Annotated in this window: 24 protein-coding genes and 1 pseudogene; 4 read left to right on the forward strand and 21 right to left on the reverse strand. The window is 65.8% G+C overall.

Going from position 1 to position 23,810, the window contains the following annotated elements; genetic code table 11:
- Positions 1-194: 194 nt before the first annotated feature.
- Complete coding sequence (locus Q4F19_RS08670; RefSeq protein WP_303541600.1) at positions 195-1,136, reverse strand: tyrosine-protein phosphatase; 942 nt, start codon at positions 1,134-1,136, stop codon at positions 195-197.
- Positions 1,137-1,438: 302 nt separating this feature from the next.
- Here Q4F19_RS08670 and Q4F19_RS08675 point away from each other — a divergent pair, with 302 nt between their 5' ends.
- Positions 1,439-2,059: an ester cyclase gene (locus tag Q4F19_RS08675; RefSeq protein WP_303541602.1), complete on the forward strand. Its 621-nt coding sequence runs from the start codon at positions 1,439-1,441 to the stop codon at positions 2,057-2,059.
- A 295-nt stretch (positions 2,060-2,354) separates the two neighbouring features.
- Here the strand turns inward: Q4F19_RS08675 and Q4F19_RS21470 are convergent.
- The 5 genes and pseudogenes from Q4F19_RS21470 to madL form a co-directional block, all read right to left on the reverse strand.
- Positions 2,355-2,630: pseudogene (locus Q4F19_RS21470) on the reverse strand (autoinducer binding domain-containing protein); the annotation flags it as partial.
- 356 nt (positions 2,631-2,986) lie between these two features.
- A complete protein-coding gene (locus Q4F19_RS08680; RefSeq protein ID WP_303541604.1) occupies positions 2,987-3,178 on the reverse strand; it encodes a hypothetical protein in 192 nt (63 codons plus the stop codon).
- 186 nt (positions 3,179-3,364) lie between these two features.
- Positions 3,365-4,147, reverse strand: a complete 783-nt coding sequence (locus tag Q4F19_RS08685) for a GntR family transcriptional regulator (protein WP_303541606.1) — start codon at positions 4,145-4,147, stop codon at positions 3,365-3,367.
- Positions 4,144-4,923: a malonate transporter subunit MadM gene (madM, locus tag Q4F19_RS08690; RefSeq protein WP_303541608.1), complete on the reverse strand. Its 780-nt coding sequence runs from the start codon at positions 4,921-4,923 to the stop codon at positions 4,144-4,146. The genes Q4F19_RS08685 and madM overlap by 4 nt, the downstream gene beginning before the upstream one ends.
- Positions 4,920-5,354 carry a malonate transporter subunit MadL gene (gene madL / locus Q4F19_RS08695; protein WP_303541610.1) on the reverse strand — a complete coding sequence of 145 codons (435 nt, stop codon included), beginning with the start codon at positions 5,352-5,354 and terminating at the stop codon, positions 4,920-4,922. The genes madM and madL overlap by 4 nt, the downstream gene beginning before the upstream one ends.
- Positions 5,355-5,503: 149 nt before the next feature.
- On the opposite strand from madL, the gene Q4F19_RS08700 reads away from it, so the two are divergent.
- On the forward strand, positions 5,504-6,940 hold the full coding sequence (locus Q4F19_RS08700) for a malonyl-CoA decarboxylase (protein WP_303541611.1): 1,437 nt from the start codon (positions 5,504-5,506) through the stop codon (positions 6,938-6,940).
- A 15-nt stretch (positions 6,941-6,955) separates the two neighbouring features.
- Positions 6,956-8,467 (forward strand): malonate--CoA ligase, encoded by a 1,512-nt coding sequence (locus Q4F19_RS08705; protein ID WP_303541613.1) that lies wholly within the window; start codon positions 6,956-6,958, stop codon positions 8,465-8,467.
- Between the two features lie 173 nt (positions 8,468-8,640).
- On the opposite strand, the gene mmsB is transcribed toward Q4F19_RS08705, so the two are convergent.
- From mmsB to Q4F19_RS08780, 15 genes are all read right to left on the reverse strand, one after another.
- Positions 8,641-9,528: a 3-hydroxyisobutyrate dehydrogenase gene (gene mmsB, locus Q4F19_RS08710; RefSeq protein WP_303541615.1), complete on the reverse strand. Its 888-nt coding sequence runs from the start codon at positions 9,526-9,528 to the stop codon at positions 8,641-8,643.
- A gap of 44 nt (positions 9,529-9,572) precedes the next feature.
- Entirely contained in the window at positions 9,573-10,349 is a 777-nt protein-coding gene (locus Q4F19_RS08715; protein ID WP_303541618.1) for an enoyl-CoA hydratase-related protein, read from the reverse strand.
- Between the two features lie 37 nt (positions 10,350-10,386).
- Positions 10,387-11,484: an enoyl-CoA hydratase/isomerase family protein gene (locus Q4F19_RS08720; protein WP_303541969.1), complete on the reverse strand. Its 1,098-nt coding sequence runs from the start codon at positions 11,482-11,484 to the stop codon at positions 10,387-10,389.
- A gap of 14 nt (positions 11,485-11,498) precedes the next feature.
- Positions 11,499-12,641, reverse strand: coding sequence for an acyl-CoA dehydrogenase family protein (locus Q4F19_RS08725; protein ID WP_303541620.1), 1,143 nt, complete (start codon positions 12,639-12,641; stop codon positions 11,499-11,501).
- A gap of 10 nt (positions 12,642-12,651) precedes the next feature.
- The gene (locus Q4F19_RS08730; protein WP_303541621.1) at positions 12,652-14,151 is read right to left on the reverse strand and encodes a CoA-acylating methylmalonate-semialdehyde dehydrogenase; all 1,500 of its coding nucleotides are present in this window, start codon (positions 14,149-14,151) and stop codon (positions 12,652-12,654) included.
- A 94-nt stretch (positions 14,152-14,245) separates the two neighbouring features.
- Complete coding sequence (locus tag Q4F19_RS08735; RefSeq protein ID WP_303541622.1) at positions 14,246-14,638, reverse strand: nuclear transport factor 2 family protein; 393 nt, start codon at positions 14,636-14,638, stop codon at positions 14,246-14,248.
- Positions 14,639-14,850: 212 nt separating this feature from the next.
- Positions 14,851-15,279: a DUF3237 domain-containing protein gene (locus Q4F19_RS08740; protein ID WP_303541623.1), complete on the reverse strand. Its 429-nt coding sequence runs from the start codon at positions 15,277-15,279 to the stop codon at positions 14,851-14,853.
- A 40-nt stretch (positions 15,280-15,319) separates the two neighbouring features.
- Positions 15,320-16,054, reverse strand: coding sequence for an SDR family NAD(P)-dependent oxidoreductase (locus tag Q4F19_RS08745; RefSeq protein WP_303541625.1), 735 nt, complete (start codon positions 16,052-16,054; stop codon positions 15,320-15,322).
- Between the two features lie 16 nt (positions 16,055-16,070).
- On the reverse strand, positions 16,071-16,865 hold the full coding sequence (locus tag Q4F19_RS08750; protein ID WP_303541627.1) for an enoyl-CoA hydratase-related protein: 795 nt from the start codon (positions 16,863-16,865) through the stop codon (positions 16,071-16,073).
- A 71-nt stretch (positions 16,866-16,936) separates the two neighbouring features.
- Positions 16,937-18,172 (reverse strand): MFS transporter, encoded by a 1,236-nt coding sequence (locus tag Q4F19_RS08755; protein WP_303541630.1) that lies wholly within the window; start codon positions 18,170-18,172, stop codon positions 16,937-16,939.
- 229 nt (positions 18,173-18,401) lie between these two features.
- Positions 18,402-19,721 (reverse strand): amidohydrolase family protein, encoded by a 1,320-nt coding sequence (locus tag Q4F19_RS08760; RefSeq protein WP_303541633.1) that lies wholly within the window; start codon positions 19,719-19,721, stop codon positions 18,402-18,404.
- A gap of 16 nt (positions 19,722-19,737) precedes the next feature.
- Positions 19,738-20,472 (reverse strand): DUF2889 domain-containing protein, encoded by a 735-nt coding sequence (locus Q4F19_RS08765; RefSeq protein WP_303541634.1) that lies wholly within the window; start codon positions 20,470-20,472, stop codon positions 19,738-19,740.
- A complete protein-coding gene (locus Q4F19_RS08770; protein WP_303541636.1) occupies positions 20,472-21,635 on the reverse strand; it encodes a thiolase family protein in 1,164 nt (387 codons plus the stop codon). Before Q4F19_RS08770 ends, Q4F19_RS08765 begins: the two co-directional genes overlap by 1 nt.
- Positions 21,636-22,040 (reverse strand): Zn-ribbon domain-containing OB-fold protein, encoded by a 405-nt coding sequence (locus Q4F19_RS08775; RefSeq protein ID WP_303541638.1) that lies wholly within the window; start codon positions 22,038-22,040, stop codon positions 21,636-21,638.
- Positions 22,041-22,044: 4 nt separating this feature from the next.
- Positions 22,045-23,295 carry a cytochrome P450 gene (locus tag Q4F19_RS08780; protein WP_303541640.1) on the reverse strand — a complete coding sequence of 417 codons (1,251 nt, stop codon included), beginning with the start codon at positions 23,293-23,295 and terminating at the stop codon, positions 22,045-22,047.
- 263 nt (positions 23,296-23,558) lie between these two features.
- Between Q4F19_RS08780 and Q4F19_RS08785 the strand changes: the two genes are divergently transcribed.
- Positions 23,559-23,780, forward strand: a complete 222-nt coding sequence (locus Q4F19_RS08785) for a ferredoxin (RefSeq protein ID WP_303541641.1) — start codon at positions 23,559-23,561, stop codon at positions 23,778-23,780.
- The last annotated feature ends 30 nt before the right edge of the window (positions 23,781-23,810 follow it).

Here is a 23,810-nt window from a genome sequence, read left to right on the forward strand (position 1 = left end):
GCGGCTTCAGGCCCAGACCAAGGGGCGTCGAGCCGTTTTACACGCTGGCGTCCCGGAATCGGACATTGTTCATATTCAGCCGATGACCACATTTGAGCAGAGCGTCTTGGGGGATGGACGGCTGGAAGTCCTGGAGTCCGGTCGGGCAGCTGTTGGCCGATAAGATTGGAGAAGTGGCCACTAACGCGGTGCCCTCACTCCAGATAGAGTGACCGCAGACTAACAAGCGCTGAATGATCAACGCCAAGCTCGTCGCGCAGATATCCCTCGGGGCCGCCCCCATGATGATCGAGAACCGCCAACGCCGCCTCGATATAGCTCGGATCGGCCGCAAGGATCGCTCGCAGTACGCCGGGAGACATCGATCTCATCGTCGTGGCAGGGTCGGCTCTGGCGCCGCCCCCCGTTTGGCCCGGCGTCATGTTCGCTGGTGGCGGACCGTCCGCCACGAGCTTCTTCTGATCGAGATATTTGTTGGTGAGCATGTAGTCGTCAATCACTGTCTGACGCGGGACGCCAAGCGCGGTAAGGATGAGTGCGGCGGCAATGCCGGTCCGATCTTTGCCGGCAGAGCAATTGAACGCGAGCGGTACGTGGGCGGCGATCAGTTCTGCGAACATGCGCCGATACTGCTTGTTGAACTGGGTGAGCATCTTTGGATAACTGGCCGCAAAGCTGGCTTTTGCCTCATCCTCAGTCCAACTGCTTGGCGGTCCATTCGGCATCATCGCGGCCGTATCGAGATAGTAGGCATCGAACAGCACGTTCGGGGCACCCGGAGCCGGCCAATGCACCGGTTGGGCAGCGCGCTCGCGATTGTCGCGGAAATCGCAGACCACACGGATTCCACGGCCCTCGAGAGATGCATAGTCGGTCGCCGTCAACCCGTGCATCGAGCCGGAGCGGAACAGCAGGCCCCACTTAACATGCCGGCCATCTCGCGTGCGATAGCCGCCGAGATCGCGGAAGTTCTGTCCGCCTTGAAGCGGCAACAATCGTTCATGTGCCGAAATCGTTGTTGATGGCAGCGTGGCAACGGCGCTTTGGCGGCCTAACGACTGCGCTAGGGCGCGACCGCCGAACATCGGCTGCGTTGCGAGGGCGACCAAAGCAACCGCAGGAAAGCCAAAGCGCATATCTGTCTCCTTAGGATCAACGTGCCGGAGAAGCTCGCACTACCGGCGAATGGCTGCAATCGGGAAAGGTGAGCGGTCGCCGGAACGCCTCCAACGAGGCGTAAGCGGACCGCTGCTCTTGGCGTTTCTCGGGCTGCCGGAAAGGCCGCCATTGAAACGCTGGCCACCAGTAGCTTCACGGCAGTAAAGACCCAGAAGTGGACGTTTACAACCACTCCGCGCCTTCCCAACTTCGGCCATCCGTTCATCTCGGTCTGACGTCCGCTGTCAGGTCTGGCATCGAGAGGGCCGAACGGCGCGGAATGGTGGAAAGCGGTCGTGACCTGCTGCATCATGATGCCGTGCTTGGATGGGAGGCGATCATGGCATTCACGCGACGTTGGTTCTTTGGATTGCTGGCAGCGTTACCTGTGGCGGGGCGGGCCATAGCCCAAGAAAGTCCTGTTCCGGCTGCCGATGGCTCACCCGAGACCATCGAGCCTTCGTCACTCGCCAAAGCCAACGTTGAGACGCTCCATCGCTATATGGCGGCAATGAACAGCGGCGATGTTGCGGCAGCAGTCGCCTTTTTTTCACCGGATACGCGAAATCACGGGAAACCCGTAGGCAAACCGGGGCTGACACGCGTGCTTAGCGATCTTAGGACGATGTTCCCTGATTATCGCCACGAAGCGATCGAGCTGACGGCGGCAGGTGACGTGGTCATCGCTCGTAACAAGGTCTCGGGGACTCACAAAGGCGTCGGCAAAATCCCCGTTGAAGGTGGCATGCTGGTTGGTATCGCCCCGACCAACAAAAGCTTCGTCGTGCAGCACATACATTGGTGGCGCTTCCGAGAAGGGCTGATCGTCGAGCATTACGCGACGCGCGACGATCTCGATATGATGCAGCAGCTTGGCCTGCTTCCAACTCGAACCGGCTAATCGTCAAAGTCCGCTTCTGGGGCGGAAGCTGCCTGGCAGCTTCGCGACGCTGAAGACCCATGTGTGGACGGCCCTCCGTTGGCAAGTTTGAACAGTTGCGTCGCGAGCTGGTTGGTGCGGCCATGTGTCCGACCTGTAGGTGCGGCGCATGGTGCCGCCGGCCGTAATGCCATTCGCGCATCTCAGGTCCCGATCAAACCCGCGCACTCGAGGTGCCTGGTCGTTGTGGGTTTTCCCGATCCGGCGGGTTCAACCGGCTTGATGCATTAGCTCCTGTCCGCCCTTCCCAACCTCGTCAGGCGCGATTGCCCGCGCCGTGTCTTACGCGACCTGCGGCTCGCGGTAGCGCTCCCCACTGGCCATCATCGCCCAAATAATGCGCGCCTTCTTGTTTGCTGACGTCGCTCCATGAGAAACCACATGGTGCGCGCATGCTCGCAAGGTGAATAGGGTCGTCGGCGAAGTATCCACGGTCGAGGATATGGCTAATCCAGTCGTCGCCATAGGATGTGAGCCGGATCGCGTCTTCGACGGGGCTCGGCAGGTCGACATGATGCCCCATGGCGAAGCGGGTGAACCCAGCAAATGGGTAGCGCGGAGCAGAGCTTCATGAAGAGAGCCGATGGATCGGGCCGCGCTGAAGGCGGCCAGAACATGATTCAACTGCAAGCCACTGATCATCGGCAAAAGCCTCGACTGGCCTTCCTCTTCGCAACGCTCTCCGGAAAAACGGCGGCTCTTTGCGCCACTGTCACACAGATGTAACATGAATTGAAACGGTGATCAGCCGATTCCGTATCGGACGGACGAAGTTATTTGCTTCCATTTCGGTGCTTTGCACCCGCGCCCACGCATCAGGGGTCGCCGGAGAGGTCGAAGCTCGATCCGGCAGCGAGCGGACTAGCTCGAGCCGAGGTATCGGATCTTTTAGCGGGCCGGCGCGGACGTCGGCCAGTCGGGGCGCTGCTCGATCCGGACGTTCCATTTCAGGCCGGCCCTCACGCAATCGACCCGGGCCAGCGCGCCGCGCGTCACGGCGAAGTTGAAAACCTGTCGCCCGCCATTGGTCGGCCCCTCAAGGATATCATCGATACCGCAAGCGCGCAGCGATGCCGACACATCGAACCTGTGGGGTGCCGACAGCGCAACCTCACGCCGTCCGTCGCCGCATGCGGGGGCACGTATCCGCCGAAGAGCAAGCTCTGCGCAGCGGATGCGAGGAGCAAATAGGGCGTCACAGTTCTTCCCGGAAAATAGCCATTTCCATGTGCATTTTCATCGCCGGGTTAAAAAGTCACTGACCCCTCACGCTTTCCTGGCGCGCCGTTCCCGGGGCGGCGGGGCCTGCTCGGCATCCTCGTCCAGACGTACCGGCTCATTCTGTTGGGGCGCCTCTCGGGCATCGCTGACCGGCGATGCGCCATGGTCGAAATAGTCGAGTAGCGCGCCCGACGCGTTGAGCAGGTGGGCGCGCATCCATTTGGCCGCCTCGTCGCCATCGCCGCGCATGATCGCCTGGATGAGGACGCCATGCTCGCTATGGGAGCGCGCCAGTCGACCATCCTGGCGCAACTGCGTCCGGCGATAGGCGCCCAGTCGCTCGCGGATCGCCATCGCCTGCTCCGCCAGGAACTGGTTGTGCGTGCCCTGATAGAGCGCCTCGTGGAAATGGCGGTTGCGTGCATCGTATTGGTCCAGGTCGCCAGCCCGCGCCGCCTCTTCGGCAGCAGTGTGGATCCGCAACATGGCGCTACGTTCCAGGGGCGTCATCCGATGCGTCGCAAGGCGCGCGCACAGGGCCTCGATCTCGGCCGTGGCTTCGAACATCTCCATGATGCGTTCGATGGTGACCGGCGCGACCACGGCACCCCGACGAGGACGGATCTTGACCAGGCCGGCCACGGAAAGCTGGCGCAACGCTTCGCGCACAGGGGTACGCGAGACGCCGTAGCGATCGGCCAGCGCCTGCTCGTCGAGCGACGCGCCCGGCCCATAGTCTCCCGCCGCGATCGCGTCGGTCAGCGCGTTGCGAATGCGGTCGGACAAAAGGTCTGCCGCGTTGCCCGGCGCCGCGTCGACCCCGGTCATGCGCCCAGCATCGCGCGCACGATGAAGTACAGGATCGAGGGCGCGAGCAGGCAGCCGAGCCCGGTGTGGAAGGTGGCGGTCAAGGCGCCATAGGGCACCAGGCGCCGATCGGTAGCGGCGAGACCGGCCGAGACACCGCTCACCGTCCCCATCATGCCGCCGAAGATCATCGCGGCACGCGGACTGTCGAGGCGAATGAGCGGCGCCACTATCGGCGTGAAGACCATGACGAGAATGGCCTTCACCACGCCGGTCGCGATCGAGAGCGCGATCACGGCCGAGCCAGCGCCGATCGCCGCACCGGTGATCGGACCGACGATGTAGGTGACCGCGCCCGCGCCGATCGTGGAGATCGAAACGGCATCCCGATAGCCGAAGGCCCAGGCAAGGGCGGCGCCGAAGAAGAAGGGCAGCACCGTTCCCAGGATGAGCGCGACCGAGCCGATCGCGCCCGCCCGCTTCGCGCGCGCGACATCGACCTCAAACGCGGTCGCGACGATCGCAAAATCGCGCAGCATCGCGCCGCCCATCAGCCCGATGCCCGAGAGAAACGGAAGGTCGGCGACGCCCTTGTGCCCGCCGGTCGCCGCACCGCCCCAGAAGGCGAGCGCGAGCCCGAGCACGATCGCGATCGCCGACCCGTGCACTCGGCCGGCGGTAAGTCTCGTCGACAGGAAGTTCGAGACCCACATGATGAGGCCGACGAGGGCGAAGGCGATGAGCAGCGCCTCGCCGTCCAGCAGATGGGCGATCCGGTCCAAGCCCGCGTCGATCATGCCGTGGGCCGCACGGACGGGTCGACGATGCCGGCGGCGGCTCGCTCGCGCGCCTCGATCTCGTCGATCGTCTCGCCGCGTCCCGCGAGACGTCCCAAGACGGCGACCATGGCGAAGCAGAGGACCACCACGCCAGCGCCGCCCGCCAGCACCAGCGGGCCGCCCTGGATGGCGGCGACGACATCCTGCTGCGCGGCCATCGCCACGACGATGGGAATGTAGAGCGAGCCCCACAGGAAGACGCCGCGATTGACCCCGTCGCTCAGCAGGCCGCGCCGCGCCAGCCAGAGGCGCGCGATGATCAGGAGCAGCATGGCGATGCCGACACCGCCGACATTGGCTTTCACCCCCAGGACATAGCCCAGCATCTCGCCGAGAATCTGCCCGAGCAGGCTGCACAAGGCGAGCAGCGCCACGCCCGATATCGTCATGCGGGCGAACCCGCGCGACCGCGCCTCCACTCATCTCCTGCAAAGGTAGCCACGCCGCTCTCCTGTATTCTTGATGCGCAATTTGACGTAATTCTGTATACGAGTCCTGTCAGGATCACTATCCAAAATACAATGGCTGGAGGCCCATGATGCACGATGTTTCGCTCGAGCCCCCGCCCAAGTCGCCACCGGCCGCCGACACCGAGCCGGCGCGACGTGCGGCGTTCAGCCCCCGCAGCGCCATCGCCAATCTGCTCGACGGCCTCTCGCAGGCAGGTCGCGACCTGCTGCGGGGCCATGCCTCCTTTACCGCGCGGGGCCGCAAGCGCGGCTCCGTGGCCGGCACGGCCGAACTGCTCGAGGAACTTGCCAAAGCCCTGCTGTCGGTCCGAGGCGAGGCGTCCGGCGTCGCGATCGCCACCGACCTCCTCTCGCACTACGAAAAGGCCGAACCACCGGTCCGTCGCGCGTTCTTCGAGACGCTGTCGACCCGCTTCAGCCCCGACGAAGCCAAGCTGGCCACCTGCTGGGACCGCTATCGCAGCGAAGGCGCGTCGGCCCTGCCCGCGCTGGCCCAGGCCGCCGAGGCGCCGCGACAGGAGCTGTTTCGTCGCCTGAACCTGGCGCCCGGCGGGACCGGCGCGCTGGTCCGGATGCGGGCGGACCTGCTGGCGGAAATAGGAGGGAAAAGCAGGTCGCTCGAGGCGGTCGATGCCGACCTTGTCCACCTGCTCCAGTCCTGGTTCAATCGCGGCTTCCTGTCGATGCGGTCGATCGACTGGTCCTCGCCAGCCAGCCTGCTCGAACGGATCATCCGCTACGAGGCCGTGCACGATATTTCCAACTGGGAGGAATTGCGCCGCAGGCTCGATCCCGACGATCGGCGCTGCTTCGCCTTCTACCATCCCGCGATGCCGGACGAACCCCTGATCTTCGTCGAAGTGGGTCTGACGGCGGCGATCCCCGACAGCATCCAGGCGATGCTCGATCCCGACCGGACCATCCTGGCGGCAAGCGAGGCCAGCACGGCGACTTTCTATTCGATCAGCAACTGTCAGCCGGGCCTCAAGGGCATTTCCTTCGGTCATTTCCTCATCAAGCAGGTGGCGACCGATCTGAAGCGCGAACTGCCGGACCTCACCACCTTCGTCACCCTGTCGCCGATACCGGGCCTGATGCGCTGGCTTCGCGGGGTCACCTCCGATCCGGCCGAGGCGGCGATGGTCGAGCGCCTGGCATCGTCGAGCGAAGTCGACGAAGCGCAGGAGACGTCGGCGCGCGCCTTCCTGCTGCGGCAGGCGGTGACCTATTTCACGCAGGCCCGCACAGCCGCCGGCAAGCCGGTCGATCCGGTCGCGCGCTTTCATCTCGGTAACGGGGCCCGGCTCGAGCGGCTTAACTGGCGGGCCGACATTTCGGCCAACGGGCTGCGCCAGAGCGGCGGCCTGATGGTCAATTATCTCTACGACCTGCCGCAGATCGAAGACTATCACGAGGCCTATGCCAATCGCGCAGAGGTCGCGACCGGCGAGCCGTTCCGCAAGATGGCCAAGAGTCTGGCCGCCGACGTCCGTTCCAGAAAATAAGGGTTCGCACCAATCATGGCCAATCTGTTCGAGCGCCTCCAGACCTGTTTCCCGGCGGATCGCTCCCGCCCGTTCGCGACGCTCCCGGATGGCGCCATTCTCTCTTATGGCGATCTGGAAGCCCGATCGGGACAATTCGCCAACCTGCTTGGGCAGCTGGGCGTCGCGCGCGGCGATCGGGTGGCGGTGCAGACGCCCAAGAGCATCGACATGCTGATGCTCTATCTCGCCTGCCTGCGCACCGGCGCCGTCTTCCTGCCGCTCAACCCCGCCTACACGGCCGGCGAGCTCGACTATTTCATGCGCGACGCGGAGCCGGCGCTGTTCGTCTGCGATCCCGCGCAGGCGGAGACCATTCGCCCCCTGGCCGAGGCCGCAGGCGTCGCCCGTGTCGAGACGCTGGGTGCGCACGGCGACGGCACGCTGACGCTGGCGGCACGCGACATTTCTCCCGCATTCGCGACGCTCGACGTTGCCGACGATGATCTTGCCGCGATCCTGTACACGTCCGGCACGACAGGGCGGTCGAAGGGCGCGATGCTCAGTCATGGCAACCTCGCGTCCAACTGCTTCACCTTGCGCGACTATTGGCAATTCACCGCCGAAGACGTGCTGCTCCACGCGCTGCCGATCTTCCACACCCACGGCCTGTTCGTCGCCACGAACGTGACGCTCGCCGCGGGCGCGGCCCTGATTTTTCAGCCAGGCTTCGATGCCAATGCGGTGCTGGACGCCCTGCCGCGCGCTACCGTGCTCATGGGCGTGCCGACCTTCTACATCCGGCTGATCAAGGAGGATCGCTTCACCCGCGCGTTGGTCGCCCATATGCGCCTCTTCGTGTCGGGCTCCGCGCCGCTGTCCGCCGACATCCACCGTGAATTCTCCGAACGCACCGGCCACGCGATCCTGGAGCGCTACGGCATGACCGAGACCAACATGAACACGTCCAACCCCTATGAGGGAGACCGTATTGCCGGCACGGTCGGCGTGCCGCTTCCAGGCGTCTCGATCCGCATTGCCGATACCGAGACCGGCGCGGTGCTGCCGCAGGACGAGATCGGGGTGATCGAAATCCAGGGACCCAATGTCTTCCAGGGCTATTGGAGAATGCCCGAGAAGACCGCCGCGGAATTTCACGACGGCTATTTCATCTCCGGCGACCTGGGCTTCATCGATAGACGAGGCTATGTCTCGATCGTCGGTCGCGCGAAGGACCTCATCATCTCGGGCGGCTATAACATCTACCCGGCCGAGGTTGAGACCGCGCTCGACGAATTGCCGCAGGTCCGTGAATCCGCCGTCGTCGGCGTGCCCCATCCCGACCTGGGAGAGGGCGTCGTGGGGGTCGTCGTGCCCGTCCATGCGGATTTTGCCGATGCCGCCGCGCTCACGACCCAACTGGCCGACACGCTTGCCCGCTTCAAGCAGCCCCGGCGGATCGTCTTCGTCGACGAACTGCCCAAGAACGGCATGGGCAAGGTCCAGAAGACCGTGCTGCGCGAGCAGCTCGCCGACAGCTTCAAATGATAGCCTCCCGGTCGACAATTGCGCGGTGACGAACTGGCGTCACATGCGGTGTGGCGCCGGAGCGCAGGGCGATCGAGACCTTCTCCGGCGAGGTGGCGGCGCGTGCGATGCGGCCGGCTTCCGAAGAAGTGGGGCCCGTCGCCACACCCTGCGGCGTCTTGGCCTCGTGCGGCTTAGCTCCGATCGCCGTTGAGGAAGCGGATCATCGCCGAAAAGTCCTTCCCGCCCATGCCGGCGTTGGTCATCGCCTGATAGAGCGCTTCGGCGGCCGCCCCCATCGGCACGCTCGCATCCACGCCATGCGCGGCTTCGACCGCCAGCTTGAGATCCTTGAGCTGCAGGGCGGCGGCAAAGCCGCCTTCATAACCACGGTCGGCGGGCGTTTCGGGGCCGACGCCGGGCACCGGGCAGTAGGAGGTCATCGACCAGCTCTGGCCGGATGCCTTGGATGAGATGTCGTAAAAGGTCTTGAGATCGAGCCCCAGTTTCTCGGCCAGCAGGAACGCCTCGCACGTCGCGACCATCGTCGCACCGAGCAGCATGTTGTTGCAGATTTTGGCGCCCTGCCCCGCGCCGGCCGCGCCGGCATGGATAACGGCCTTGCCCATCCGCTCCAGGACCGGCCTGGCGCGTGCGAAGGCGCCGTCCGTGCCGCCGACCATGAAGGTGAGCGTCCCGGCATTGGCGGCCGCAATCCCGCCAGACACGGGCGCGTCCATCATCGCCAGCCCCTTGGCCTCTGCACCGGCGATGACCGCGCGGGCCGACGCGACGTCGATCGTAGAACAGTCGAGCAAAAGCGCCCCGGCGGGCACCGCCGCGAAGACCTCGCCTTCATAGACCGCCCGGACATGCTTGCCGGCAGGCAGCATCGAGACGACCACTTCGGCATCGGTGGCAGCGTCAGCGGCGGACGCAGCGCGCTGGCACCCCGCCTGTACCGCTCGCACGAGCGCGGCCTCGGCCAGATCGAACGCGCGCACGACATTGCCGGCTTTCGCCAGGTTGGCCGCCATGCCGCCGCCCATATTGCCCAGCCCGACAAACGCGATCCTGCTCATAGCTTCTCCCAGTCTCTATCAGGTGCCGCCCGGATCTGCGGCGATCAGCGTCCGGACCAGACGCCGGGCCGCTTTTCGACGAAGGCGGTCATGCCCTCGGTCTTGTCCTCGGTCGCGGTCAGCCCTGCGAACAGGCGACGTTCGAAGACGATGCCCATCGCAAGGCCCGTCTCGAAGGCCGCGTTGACCATCTCCTTGTTCGCGATCGCGGCGAGCGGCGCCATCGCCGCAATCGCTGCCGCGCTCTTGAGCGCCTCCTCGATCAGATCGGCGGCCGGCACGATCCGCGCGACCAGGCTCGCGCGCTCGGCCTCGTCCGCCCCCATCATCCGCCCGGTCAGGCACATTTCCATCGCCTTGGCCTTGCCCACAGCGCGGGTCAGGCGCTGCGAGCCGCCCATGCCCGGCGCCACGCCGAGCTTGATCTCCGGCTGGCCGAACTTGGCCGTGTCCGCCGCGAGGATGAAATCCGCCATCATCGCCAGCTCGCAACCGCCACCCAGCGCGAAGCCCGCCACGGCAGCTATCCACGGCTTGCGGGTCGCCGTGACCTGCTCCCAGCCCGCGAAAAAGTTCGTCGCATAATTGTGGGAGAAGCCGTTAGGCTGCATCTCCTTGATGTCGGCGCCGGCCGCGAACGCCTTCTCGCTGCCGGTCAGCACCAGACAGCGCTGCTCCGGATCCGCATCATAAGCGGCAAAGGCCGCGATCAGGTCGGTCAACACCTGGGCGTTCAGCGCGTTAAGCGCCTGTGGCCGGTTGAGCCGCACCAGGGTCACCGCATCGTGCCGCTCGATCAGAAGGGTCTCATAATCCGACATCGTCATCGTCCTCGCTGAAGCTGTCTCGCGCGCGCGATCAGGCCGCCGGGGTCCATTCCTCGGCGGGATCGAGCGGGGCGAAGATCTGGTCGATCGCATGATCGGGCACGCCCTCGGGCGTCGATGGGTTCCAGGTCGGCTGGTTGTCCTTGTCGACGATCAGCGCGCGCACGCCCTCGAGAAAATCGCTGCGCTGGCAAAGATGGGCCGCGACGCGATATTCGACGCGCATCTCGTCCGCGAAATCGACATGGTCGCGGCCGTGCCGGACCAGCCGAAGCGAGACCTTGCACGATTGCGGGCTTTTGGTGGCGAGGATCGCGCGCTGCTTTTGCGCCCACTCCGATCCGTCCGCTTCCAGCGCCGCGAGGATTGTCTCGTAGCTTTCGCCTCCGAACAGCCGGTCGATCGCGGCGCGGTGGCTATCGATGCCCGCGTCAGGCGGCGTTTCGCTCGCCTGTGCCAGCAAAGCGTCCACCTCGGTCGGGCGCGCGATCAGATCGGCCTTCAGCGCGTCGAGCGCGCCTGCGCGCACATAATGTGTGGCCAGGCCCAGAGCGACGCACTCGGCGCCGTCGAGCCGCCCACCGGTCAGCGCCAGATACTCGCCGGTCCGTCCGGGCAGTCGCGACAGATACCAGCCGCCGCCGACGTCGGGAAACAGACCGATGCCGGTCTCGGGCATCGCGAACATCGTCCGTTCGGTCGCGATCCGGTATTTGGCGGGCTGCGAGATGCCGACGCCGCCTCCCATCGTGATCCCGTCCATGAAGGCCACGACAGGCTTGGCGTAGGTGAAGAGCTGATGGTTCAACCGATATTCGTCGAAGAAGAAGCGGCGCGCCGCGTCCCCGTCGGTGCGGCCGCTATCCCAGATCGCGCGGATGTCGCCGCCAGCACAGAAGCCGCGCGAGAGCTTGGGATCGCCGTCCGGCGAGGCGGCATGGTCGATCAGGACGAGCCGGACCGCGTCGTCCGCGTACCAGTCGGCGAGCGCTGCCGCCATGTCGACGCACATGCCGTGCGTCAGCGCGTGGATCGCGCGGGGGCGGTTGAGCCGGAGCCGCCCGACGCCGCTTTCCGCCGAGACGATGACCTCCCGATCGTCCGGGGGAGAGGCCGAGCCTTTCGACATGTCGTCGCGAAGCGTCACTGGCGCACCAGATCGCGGCCGATGATCATCTGCATGACCTCGTTGGTTCCTTCCAGGATGCGGTGGACGCGCAGATCGCGCAGGAGCTTCTCGATCGGATAATCCTTGAGGTAGCCGTAGCCGCCGAAGAGCTGGAGCGCGCGATCGACCACCGACCAGCCGGTCTCGGTCGCGAGCTTCTTGGCCATCGCCGCGAACCTGGTCTTGTCGGGTGCATTTTCGGTGACCTTCACCGCCGCCGCATAAAGCAGCATGCGTGCTGCCTGCAGGTCGATTTCCATGTCCGCCAGCTTGAACTGGGTCGCCTGAAAGTCGGCGATGCTCTGGCCGAACTGACGGCGATCCTTCGTGTAGGCGATCGCCTCGTCCAGCGCGCGCTGCGCGCCGCCGAGCGAACAGGCGCCGATATTGAGGCGCCCGCCATCCAGGCCCATCATCGCGATGCGGAAGCCCTCACCCTCGCCGCCGATCCGGTTTGCCACCGGCACGCGAACCTCGTCGAGGATCAGCTGTGCGGTCGGCTGCGTGTTCCAGCCGAGCTTCTTCTCCTGCGCGCCGAAGCTGACGCCGGGCATGTCCTTCTCGATGGCGAGACAGGTGATGCCCTTGGGGCCATCCGCGCCGGTGCGCACCATCGTCACATACAATTCGTTGACGCCGCCGCCCGAGATGAACTGCTTGGAACCCGAGACGACATAATGGTCGCCGTCGAGGACGGCTCTGGTCTTGAGCGCGGCTGCATCGGAGCCCGACGAGGGCTCGGTCAGGCAATAGCTGGCGAGCATCTCGCAGGAGACGAGGCGAGAAAGATAGGTCTCCTTCACCACCTGGCCGCCGAAACGATCGATCATCCACGCGCCCATATTGTGGATCGAGATGAAGGCGGACGTGGAGGGGCAGCCATAGGCCATCGCCTCCATGATCAGCGCCGCCTCCAGCCGGCCGAGCCCGACCCCGCCCGCGTCTTCGGACACGTAGATGCCGCCGAAACCGAGTTCGGCCGAGGCCGTCACCACGGCCCGCGGGAAATGATGCGCCTCGTCCCACGCGCCAGCATGAGGCGTGATCGCCTCGGCGGTGAACCGGCGCGCCATCTCCTGGATGGCGCGCTGATCCTCGGTCAGGTCGAACTGGCTCAAGGTGCCCTGCTCACCCCATCGTCGGAATGACGAAGGAACTGTCGCCGGAGACGCCGCCATCCGGCCAGCGCTGGGTGACCGTCTTCACCTTGGTGAAGAACTTCACGCCCTCCATGCCGTGCTGGTTGGTGTCGCCGAAGGCGGACCGCTTCCAGCCGCCGAACGTGTGATAGGCGACCGGCACCGGGATCGGCACGTTGATGCCGACCATGCCGACATTGACGCGGGCCGCGAATTCGCGCGCGGCATGGCCGTTGCGCGTGAAGATGGCGACGCCGTTGCCGTACTGATGCTCGCTCGGCAGCCGCAGCGCCGTCTCAAAATCGGGCGCGCGCACCATCTGCAGGACGGGACCGAAAATCTCCTCCTGATAGGTGCGCATGCCCGTCGTCACCTTGTCGAACAGGGTCGGCCCGACGAAGAAGCCGTCTTCGTGGCCCTGCAACGCGAAGCCGCGTCCGTCGACGACGAGCTCGGCGCCCTCGTCCACGCCCATCTGGATGTAATTCTCGATCTTCGCCTTGTGCGCGGCGGTGACCACCGGTCCATAATGGGCGTCGGGATCGGTCGAGACGCCGACCCGCAGCGCCTCGATCGCGGGGATCAGCTTTTCGCGCAGCGCGACTGCGGTCTTGTCGCCGATCGGCACCACGACCGGGAGCGCCATGCAGCGCTCGCCCGCCGAACCGAAGGCGGCACCGGACAGGTCGGCGACGACCTGGTCCAGATCGGCGTCCGGCATCACGATGCCGTGATTCTTGGCGCCGCCCATCGCCTGCACGCGCTTCCCCGCGGCAACGCCGCGCTGATAGACATAATGGGCGATGTCGGACGAGCCGACGAAGCTGACCGCCGAGATAGCCGGATGATCGAGGATCGCATCCACCATCTCCTTGTCGCCATGGACGACCTGGAGGATGCCCTCCGGCGCACCAGCCTCCAGCATCAGTTCGGCCAGCCGGTTCGGAACCGAAGGATCGCGCTCGGACGGCTTCAGGATGAAGGCGTTGCCCACCGCGATCGCGACGCCGAACATCCACATCGGGATCATCGCCGGGAAGTTGAACGGGGTGATGCCCGAGACGATGCCCAGCGGCTGGCGCATCGAATAGACGTCGATGCCGGGGCCCGCGCCCTGCGTATATTCGCCCTTCAGCACGTGAGGGATGCCGCAGGCGAATTCGACGACCTCGAGGCCGCGCTGGATGTCGCCCTTGGCGTCCGCGACGACCTTGCCATGCTCGGACGAGAGGAGCTCGGCCAGCTCCTGCATGTTCTTCTCGATGAGCTGCTTGAAGTTGAACATCACGCGCGCGCGGCGCTGCGGATTGGTCGCCGCCCAGGCCGGTTGCGCCTTGGCGGCGGCCGCGACGGCGCGCTCCAGGTCGGCGGCGGTGCCGAGACCGAGCCGCGCCTGGACCTTGCCGGTGTTGGGATCGAAAATGTCGCTGAAGCGGCTCGCCGGCGCGCCCGCAGCGGAGCCTGCAATCATATGGTCAAGCGTACGCATCGAGGATGCTCCTTGTTGGTCGGTAGGGTCGGTCTTTGGGAAAGAGGCCGGGCATCCGAACGTCGCTTGGGCCCGGCCTCCGCGGATGCTCGACTTAATGGGCCGCGCGTTTCTGCAATTTCACGCGGGTGCGCGAGATCTTCCAGCCGTCCAGCGTTCGGACGAGGGTCCGGTAATACCAGCCGTTGTTCGAATGCGCGTCGTCGTCGCCGATGAACATGTAGCTCTCGATCGTTTCTGCCACGTCACCGTCGAGCATGATCCGGCTCGGCCCGCCGACATGCACGCCATGCGGCGCCTGCGAGAGCATGGCCGAGATTTCCGCACGACCTTTCAGCACCTGGCGGAAGACTTCATATTCCGCGTCATCTGTGAAGAGATCCAGCCAGCGTTCGAACGTGTCGATCTCAAGACGCAGGCAATATTCGTTCAGGACCTCCTGGATGGCGATCTTGTCCGACAACGTCTGATGATCCACCTGAACCATGTCGTCTTGCTCTCACTCTCTGACGCCTTGACCTGTTCGGACGGGCCGGACGGCCGCGGCCGGTCGGCAGCGGCACAGCCCCACGCCGCACGTCCACCGGGAACCAGAGATTACTAATCATCCCGGCGGAATTATGCTACAGCCGCATTGCATTCTTCGCCCGGCCGATCATTTGCGTCCGCTCGTCCTCCAGATCGGGCTGCGGGGGCGGGTCAGAGCACCTCGTACAATTCATAGTCGAGCCGGGCCGCACCGCCCTCGCCAACCGTCAGCGTGGCGCGTCCGATCGCCTGGATGTCGTTGAGCCAGGCGTAACGCGCGTCACCGGTCTCGAAGGTCGGCGCAACGGTCGCCACCGGGCCGCCCGGGCGCCCGAGATCCAGTTTGCCCGTATAATGGATGTAGATCAATGCGTCGTCATCGGTGCGAACCGTCATGCGCACGTCGATATCGCCCACCCGCCCGTTGAGCCGGATCCAGTCGGCGGCGGCAACGCCGGCGAGCGTCGCCTTGATGCGCTCGCCGCTCATCGTGACGGAGCGCAATTCTCCGACCGTGCGGGTCCCGGCAGGCGCCTTGCCGACGAGCAGGGGCGGCGCGACTTCGACGATCGCCGTGCAGAGCAGCTTCAGGTCCAACATGATGCGTCGTCTCCGATAAAAGCGGGAAAAAGGGCAAGCGTCAGCGCCAGGAGAAGCCCCCGTCGACGGGCAGCGCGGCGCCGGTGGTGAAGGCGGAATCCTCGGTCGAGAAGAACAAAGCGGCGCGCACGATGTCCTGCGTGTCGCCCAGGCGCTTCAGCGCCACGCGCTCTTCGGCGGCGGCGCGATGCTCCGGATTTTCCGACAGGTAGCGCGTCATCTCCGTCTCGATGACGCCGGGCAGGATCGCGTTCGCCCGGATGTGAGGACCAAGGTCCATGCCCAGGCACCGGGTCCACATGAGCACACCGGCCTTGCTAGCCGAATAGCCCGACGTGCCGGCCATCGGCATGACCCCGCTGACGGACGAGATGTTGACGATCGTCGCCCACTCCGCGGCGCGCAGATGCGGCAAGGCGGCGTGGACGATATTGAAGGGGCCGGTCAGGTTGACCGCGATCATCCGGTCCCAGCTCTCCGGCGTCAGCTCGTCGGCGGGCTTGATGTCGAGGATGCCGGCGGCATTGACGACTCCGTCGATGCCGCCCAGCGATTGCGCCGCCCGGGCGATGACATCCGCCACCTCAGCACGGTTCGCGACGTCACAGCCGAACGCGTCTGCGTCGGCCTGTGCCGCCGTCAGCGCGACCCCGTCGGCGTTGCGGTCCAACAAGGCCAGCTTCGCACCCTCGGCATGGAAGGCCAGCGCGATCGCGCGGCCCATGCCGCTGGCCGCGCCCGTGATCACGATCCTGCGATCGCTCAATCGTCCCATGATGTCCTCCGCCTGCTTATCGCCCGGTCCAGACCGGTGTACGTTTTTCGAGGAAGGCGCGCGGGCCTTCCTCATAATCCTGCGTCGCGCGAAGGGCGGTGAAGCGCTCGGTCGCGATGACACGACCGAAGGCTTCCGGCTGGGCGGCCGCCATCTTCGCCCCCTGCAGCGCATATTGGACCGCCAGAGGCGCGTTGGCCGCGACGAGCTCGGCCAGGTCCAGCGCCGCCGCGCGCGTGCCCCCAGGCGGTGCCACCCGGTTGACCAGGCCGAAATGATAGGCGCGCGCGGCATCGATCGGTTCGCCGGTGGCGATCATCTCGTGGGCGAGGTTGCGTGGCAGCACCGCCCCGATCCTGTGCAGGCCGCCCGCATTGGCAAGCAGACCCCGCTTGGCCTCTGGCAGCCCGAACCGGGCGCTTTCCGACGCGACGATCATGTCGCACGCCAGAGCGAGTTCGAAGCCGCCGCCCAGCGCGAGCCCTTCGACCTCGGCGATCCAAGGGGTCTTGCGAAGAGCGTAGACGAAGCCGGCAAAGCCGCCGGCGGCGGTCTCGGTCCCCTTCCCCTGCCCGGCGGCGATCGCCTGGAGATCCGCACCTGCGCAGAATACGCGGTCGAAACTGGACGTGAGGATCGCGACGCGGATGGCGGGATCCGCCTCGATCCGCCGGACGATGGCCTCCAGCGCCTCGGACAAGGCTGGATTGACGGCGTTGCGCTTCTCCGGCCGATTGAGCGTCACGAGCGCGATATGGGGCGTCAGCTCCTCGTAGAGGACAACATCTTGTGTCGGTGCAGCGTTGGGCATGTCGAGACCTTGGCGTTACGGGATCCGGGTGGCGAAGTCGGCGGCGGGCGCGCGTCCTCGGGCGGCGATGGTCACAAAGCGACCGCAGGCTGCGCGCGCGGCGACAGCATGACCGCCATCAGGATCGTCGCGACGAGCACCACCGGTCCGACCAGCATCAGGAAGCCGTCATAGGATTTGGTGGCGTCGAACAAGGCGGAGGCGAGCAAGGGCCCGGCGGCCGCGAAGACCGAGAACAAGGCGAAGATCGTCGCGAAGAGCGAGGCCATCACGGCCCGGTCGAACCGCCGGGAGGCGGTATAGACCACGACATCGGTCTCCGCGCCGGCCGAGAGGCCGAGGAGGATGACCGCCGCCAGCGACGCCTCCCAGGATCCCGCCCCGAACCGCAGCAGCAGGCTGACCACGAACGGCAGGAGGAAGACGACGATGGCGATGGAGCGGGCGGGAAAGCGGTCGAGCAGGACTCCCGTGCAGAGCCGCCCGATGATCGAGCAGAGGCCGGCAATGCCGGCGAGCCGCGCTGCGGCCCCGAGCGTGAGGCCCCCCGCCTGGAGCAGCGGGACGGCATGCAGGATCATCGCATAGGACATGCTGACATAGAGGCCACCGGCGAGCGCGATGAAGACGAAGCTGCGCGAGCGCAGCGCGCGCCAATATTGACCGGGCGCCGAAGGAACGATCGGCTCGGCTACGGCAGGGAGACCGCTGCCGGCCGGGGTCGGCCTGTCCTTGAAGAAGAGGAAGGTCGCGGGCACCATCACGACGCCCCAGATGCACGCCAGCGCGGGAAACGTGGCGCGCCAGCCGATATGTTCGACGAGGAAGGCGGCCAGGACCGGCCAGATCGCGGTGCCGACGCCAACGCCGGCCAGGGCCACCGACAAGGCCAGTCCGCGCGAGACATTGAACCGCGGGGTGATCGCCGCCAGCCACGTCGGAGGTCCGATCGCCGTCGTACAGACGGCCTGGACGACGCCCAGCAGCCACCATTGCCACGGCACGCCATTGGCGAGCCCCAGGACCGAGAAACCGGGAAGAAAGGCCAGGACGCCGAACAGGGCGACTCGGCGCGGCCCCACCTTGTCGATGACGCGACCGACATAGGGCCCCACGACCAGGCCCACGATCATCTGCACCGTGAAGGCCGACGAGAATTGCGCCCGGCTCCAGTGGAATTCGCTGACCATCGCCGACATGAAGACGCCGCTCGAATAGCCCATGGTCGCAGCACCGGCGATGCCGAACATCCCCAGAAGAGGCAGCGGCCAGCCTGCCGCCCATTCCTGCCGTGCGGATGCTGTCATCCTCGCCTCCCGCCTGTTCTATCCGCTTGGTCTGCCTGGCGGTCGCAAGCATCGATTGCCTAGAAGAGCGGCCGAAGCGCCGCCAGCGCTCGGCTGCAACACCGCGGGCGCGATGCTTCGCGGGGCGGACCGGACCGTGCCCGGATGCTGACAAGGCCAGGTCGCCTGAACGACCGCAGCGGGCTGCGGGTGTGGGAGGGCGGCTTCGTCCCCCCACACCCGCATGGGCTCAGGCGGCCTCGGCGTGCTTCATGAACATCTGGACGATGTCGCCGGACGTGACCGGACGCTGGGCTTCGCCAGCGGCCAGCGGGGCCGCGCCGCCGCTCGACTTGACCGAAACGTCGACGCCCTGTTCGGCCGCCTTCGCCCGAAGTGCCGCGACGGTCAGGTCTTCCTTCTTGTGATGCGCGAAGGGATCGAAGGTGAAGTCGCGCATGGCATTTTCATGCGTGATCTTCTGGATCTGCCGCTCGGGAAGATGCTTGATCGTTTCCCAGAGAAACTCCGGAGCATTCGGCCACAAAGTATCCGAATGCGGATAGTCGCATTCGTAACAGATATTGTCCTCGCCGATCTCGTCGATATTCTTGAGGCCGAACGCATCGTCGATGAAGCAGCTCGTGAAATGTTGACGGAAAACTTCGCTCGGCTTCTTGCCGGCGAAGATCGAGTCCGAATGCGTCCACGCCTTGTGCTGCTTGTGGCTGAAGTCCGCGCGCTCCATCAAATACGGGATCCAGCCGATGCCGCTCTCGGACAAAGCGATGCGCAGGCTCGGATAGCGCCCCAGGGCCGCCAGGTTGAGCCAGTCGGCCGCGCCCACCGACACGGCGAGCGGCATGGTCGTGATCCAGGCCTCGATCGGCGTTTCCATCGATGCGTGCGGCGAGGCGTTGCCGCCGCCGATATGCAGGCAGAGCGTCGTGCCGATCTCGGCCGCGGTCCGGTAGAGCGGCTCCCAATAGGTATTGTGGATGCTGGGCAGCTTGCGGACGGTCGGATTCTCGTTGATCGACACCGCGTGGCAACCCTTGTCGGCCAGGCGCCTGAGCTCGGCCACGGTCGCATCCATGTCCCAAACCGGAAGCAAGCCGCAGGGGATGAACCGCCCTGGATAGGCGCCGCACCATTCGTCGACATGCCAGTCATTGTAGCCGCGCAGGTGCGTGAGGGCCTGCGCCTTATCCTCGGCCGCAATAAAAAGGCCGCCATCGATGCTGGGATAGCTGGCGAAGTTGAGCGAGGCGGCCATGCCGTTGATGTTCATGTCCTTGACGCGCTCGTGCACGTCATAGCAGCCGGCGCGTAGCTGCTCGAAGGAGGTCGGCTCCATCCCATATTCCTCGGGCGGGCGACCGACGACGGCGTTGAGGCCGACCGACGGGATCTTCTTGCCCTGATATTCCCACAGGTTGGTGCCGTCGGCGAGGGTGAGCAATTTGGGCGCCGTCGCCAGGGCTTCTCCCGAGAGATGCTGGTCATACATGGTGCCGGGTTCGGTGATGTGATCGTCTACGCTGATCAGCACCATATCTTCCATCTTCATACAGACCTCCTGTTATTCAAATCGCGTCGGATCGGTTGAAACGGGCAGCCCGATCGGCCATGGGCTCCAGGCCGGGCGCGCTGAAATCGATGTCGGCGCCCGGGCGACGGAAGGACCGGCCTGCGGTCTCCGGCTGGAAGGTGAAACAGGCGCCGCTGGCGAAAGCGGTCGCGGGCAGACCGGCCGGAATGTCCATGCCGCGGCCCTGCGCGATGATGGTTGCCCAGCGCAGGATGCGCCAGGCTTCCGCCCCGGCCTTGTCGAGCCCCGCGATCCAGGGTCCGAGCGCGTGGAGGCGGGTGCCTGCCAGATCCGCCGGAAACCGAAAGAGATCGCCCTCGAGATGCCATTCGAGCAGGGGCACGCCGTTGCGGGCGAGCCGCGCACAGCGGACGGTGTCGACCGCGTCGGTGACGACGATATCGTAGGCGGTCGCCGCCTCGTCATGCGCGTGGGCGGCGGCGAACAGGCTCAGATCGTAGAGATGGGTGCAGTTGAGCGTCTTGTCGCCGCGCGCCACGAAGTCGGCGAGCGTTGTCCCGACGAAGGTCTGCTCGAGCGTGTCCATGGCGCCGGGACAGCTTGTCCAGGGACCGCGCTTCATGTCGCTTTCGACCCGCGTCACGACGCCGTCGTGATGATCGAGCGCGACGACCATGCGATGATAATCGTCTTCCAGCTCGGCGACGACGCGCCCCGGTGCGGGTTCGATGAGAATGCGCCGGCGATAGCCGGTCTCGGCCATGCGCATCACATGTCCCTCGCGAACAGCAGAGCGGTCGCGAGCGGTCCGCCGCCCGATGTCGCGATCGCGACCTTCGGATCGCCCGCAATCTGGCGGTCTCCGCCCAGGCCGCGCAATTGCACGATCGCCTCGTGGGCGAAGCCGAAGCCGTGTAGGCGCCCTGCCCCCAGCTGTCCGCCGAACGTGTTCATCGGCAGCTCGCCGTCGAGCGCGATCCGCGCGCCGCCCTCGATGAAAGCGCCGCCCTCTCCCGGCGCGCAGAAGCCGAGGGATTCGAACCAGGTCAGCGCGAGGAAGCTGAACCCGTCATAGAATTGGACGGTGTCGACATCCTTCGGCTGATAATCGGTGTTCTTCCACAGCTCGCGGCCCGTGGCATAGGACGCCATCACGTCGGGCTGGTCCCAGCTGTAGCGCTCGGCGGCATGCGCGCTCGCGGCGATGCGGACCGGCCGGCATTTGACGTCGCCCAGCGCATCGCCGGCCGAGACGATGAGGACCGTGGAGGCGTCGGTGAAGCGGTCGCAATCATACAGGCACAGCGGATCCGAGATCATCCGCGCCTCCAGATATTGATCCATCGACAGCGGCTCGCGGACGAGCGCCCGGGGATTAAGCAAAGCGTGCTTGCGATCGGTCAGCGCGATCTGGGCGAGCTGTTCACGCGTCAGGCCATATTTCTTGACATGCTTCATCGCATATTGGGCGATCCAGTTCGACGCGGACAGCGCGTTGAACGGCATGACCCACTGCGGAAAGCCATCGATGCGGCCGTTGCCGCGCGGCTGCGGATAGTCTTGCGGACGGGACAGAGCGGCGGCCTCGTAGACCGTCCGGAAACAGATGACGTGGCGGGCGAGGTCGGCCTTCACCGCCGCGACCGCGGCTACGATCGCACCAAGCTGCGAGCTGATCTCGCCCCCGCCCGAATACCACCGGATCGGCAGGCGCAGCGCGTCCATGACATCCTCGGTGCCGACCGGCGAGTAGCCGGGCGGCGCGGCGGTCTTGCCCGGATAGGTCGACAGCCCGTCGATATCCGAAAGCGTCAGCCCGGATTCGTCCAGGGCCTCGCGGATCGCGTCGATGGTCAGCAGCAGCGGATGCCGCTCGAGGCGGACACCGATCTGCGATTGGCCGATGCCGGTGACGAAGGCTTCGGTCGCCACTCAACCGACCTTTTCGAACAAGGGCAGGAAGACGTCGTCCTGCTGTTCGAACACGACCCGGACCCGGTCGCCGATCTCGACCGCGTCGACGGGCGAACCGACGATGTTGGTCGACAGGATGACGCCGGGCGCGCCGTCGATCGCGATGCGCGCGAACACGAACGGCACCTCCATCGCCGGGTGCCATTTCTGGCGATTGATCGTGTAGCTGTCGATCACGCCCGTTCCGGCCACGACGCGCGGTGCCACCGCTTCCGACAGACAGGTCGGACAGATCGGCCGGGGCGGATGAATGAACGTGTCACAGGCTTCGCACTGGAGAAGGCGCAGCTGCCCGTCGGCCCCGCCGGTCCAGAAGAACCGGTTGTCGGGACCGAGCTGCGGCAGCAGGCGGGAACCGCTCACGGTGTCAGTCCCAGCGCAGCGGCAGCGAGTCGATGGCGATGATGTTGCCTCCGTGGAATTTCATCGGCTTGGTGCCGTCGATGCGGAAGGTCGGCAGGCGCGCCAGCATCTGCTCGTAGATGACCTGCAGCTCGATGCGCGCCAGGTGCGAGCCGAGGCAGCGGTGCGGGCCGACGCCGAAGGCGATATGCACATTGTTCTCGCGTTCGAGGCTGAAACGCTCCGGTTCGGCGAATTCGCGCGGATCGAGGTCGGCGGCCGGCAGGAAGAGCATCAGCCTGTCGCCGGTCTTCATCTGCCATCCCGCAAATTCGGCATCCTTGGCGATCCGGCGGGTCGGCACGGTGAAAGTATAGCGCCGGAGCAATTCCTCCGCGGCTTCGGTGATGCGCTTGGGATTGGCGCGCAGCTCGTTCTGGAAGTCCGGGTTCATCGCCAGATGGCGGATGCCGTAGCCCATGCCGTTGATCACGGTGTCCAGGCCGGCGATGAACAGGAGGACACCGAAGTCCTCCATCGTCTCATACGTCATCGGCTTGCCGTCGATCTCGGTGCTCCACAACAGCGAGATCAGATCGCTCTTGGGCGCGTCGCGGCGTGCCTCGAGCTCGGGGCGCATCGCCTCGGCGACCTTGCGCATCCGGAACAGCGGGTCGAGCGGCGTCTCCATCGGCGCCAGGAATTCGTGCACGAGCTCACGAAACTCGCCCATCCGCTCGATCGGGAGGCCCATCAGCTTGAGGAACACCTGCACCGGCAGCGGCTCGGCAATCGCCGGGATGAAATCGCAATGCCCCTGCGCGATCACCGCATCGATCAGCTCGTTGGCAAGCGCACGGACCTCCTCCTTCCGCGCCATCATCGCCTTGGGCGAGAAGGCCGTGTTCAGCGGCGCTCGGAAGCGAGTATGATCCGGCGGATCCATGTTGATGGGCGTCGGCAGCGGCAGATGGGTGGCCCCGGGCATGGCGGCCAGGATGTGCGGCTTCATCGCCGCCATCTCGTCGCGCGTCATGACCTCGCTGGAGAAGGTCTCGGTGTCGCGCGAGGCGGCATAATTCTCCTTGTGGCCGATCACCGTCCAATGGCCGCCGTTGCGCGGCGTCCAGAACACCGGCGGCGCTTCACGGACCAGCTCGCGGATCCGCTCATGCGGATCGGCCAGCAAGGCGGGATCGAGAAACATGTCGAAGTCGTAGATCGCAGCGGGCGGGACATGCTCGGGGGTCGGCACGGCCGGGCTCAGGGCAGTCATGAATCAGGATCCTCCTCACCAGCGCATGTGCCGCGCAAACGGATTGCCGGTGGTGCATTGCTGACAGGGCGAGAGTGTCGGCACAAAGCCGGGCGCATTCAAGCCGAGCGCCCTACAATACCGCCCCTGCGATTTGGCTCGTCGATGCCCGACTGCAAGCGCCGCCCAAGCCTTGATCACCGGCGGCGGCTGCGCTCTACCGCGCGATACGGGCAGGACCGGCCAGGCGTGCAGTCGCTTGCGCGCAGGAGAAGGATCAATCCATGAAGATCAGGATCGAAAAGGCACAGTGCGTGGGCAATGCCCGCTGCCACGCCGTCGCCGATCATCTCTATCCGCTCGATGCCGAAGGCTATGTCGCCACCGAAGGGTTCGAGGTCGTCGAAGGCGAGGAAAAGCTGGCACGCAACGGCGCGCGGGCCTGTCCCGAGCGCATCATCGTCGTCCTCGACGAGGACGGCACCCAGAGCTGGCCGCCCCGATAAGCGACGGCGGGCAGCGCCGGAGGGCGGCAC

This window comes from Sphingomonas natans (assembly GCF_030546695.1).
In the GTDB taxonomy this organism is placed as follows: domain Bacteria; phylum Pseudomonadota; class Alphaproteobacteria; order Sphingomonadales; family Sphingomonadaceae; genus Sphingomonas_I; species Sphingomonas_I natans.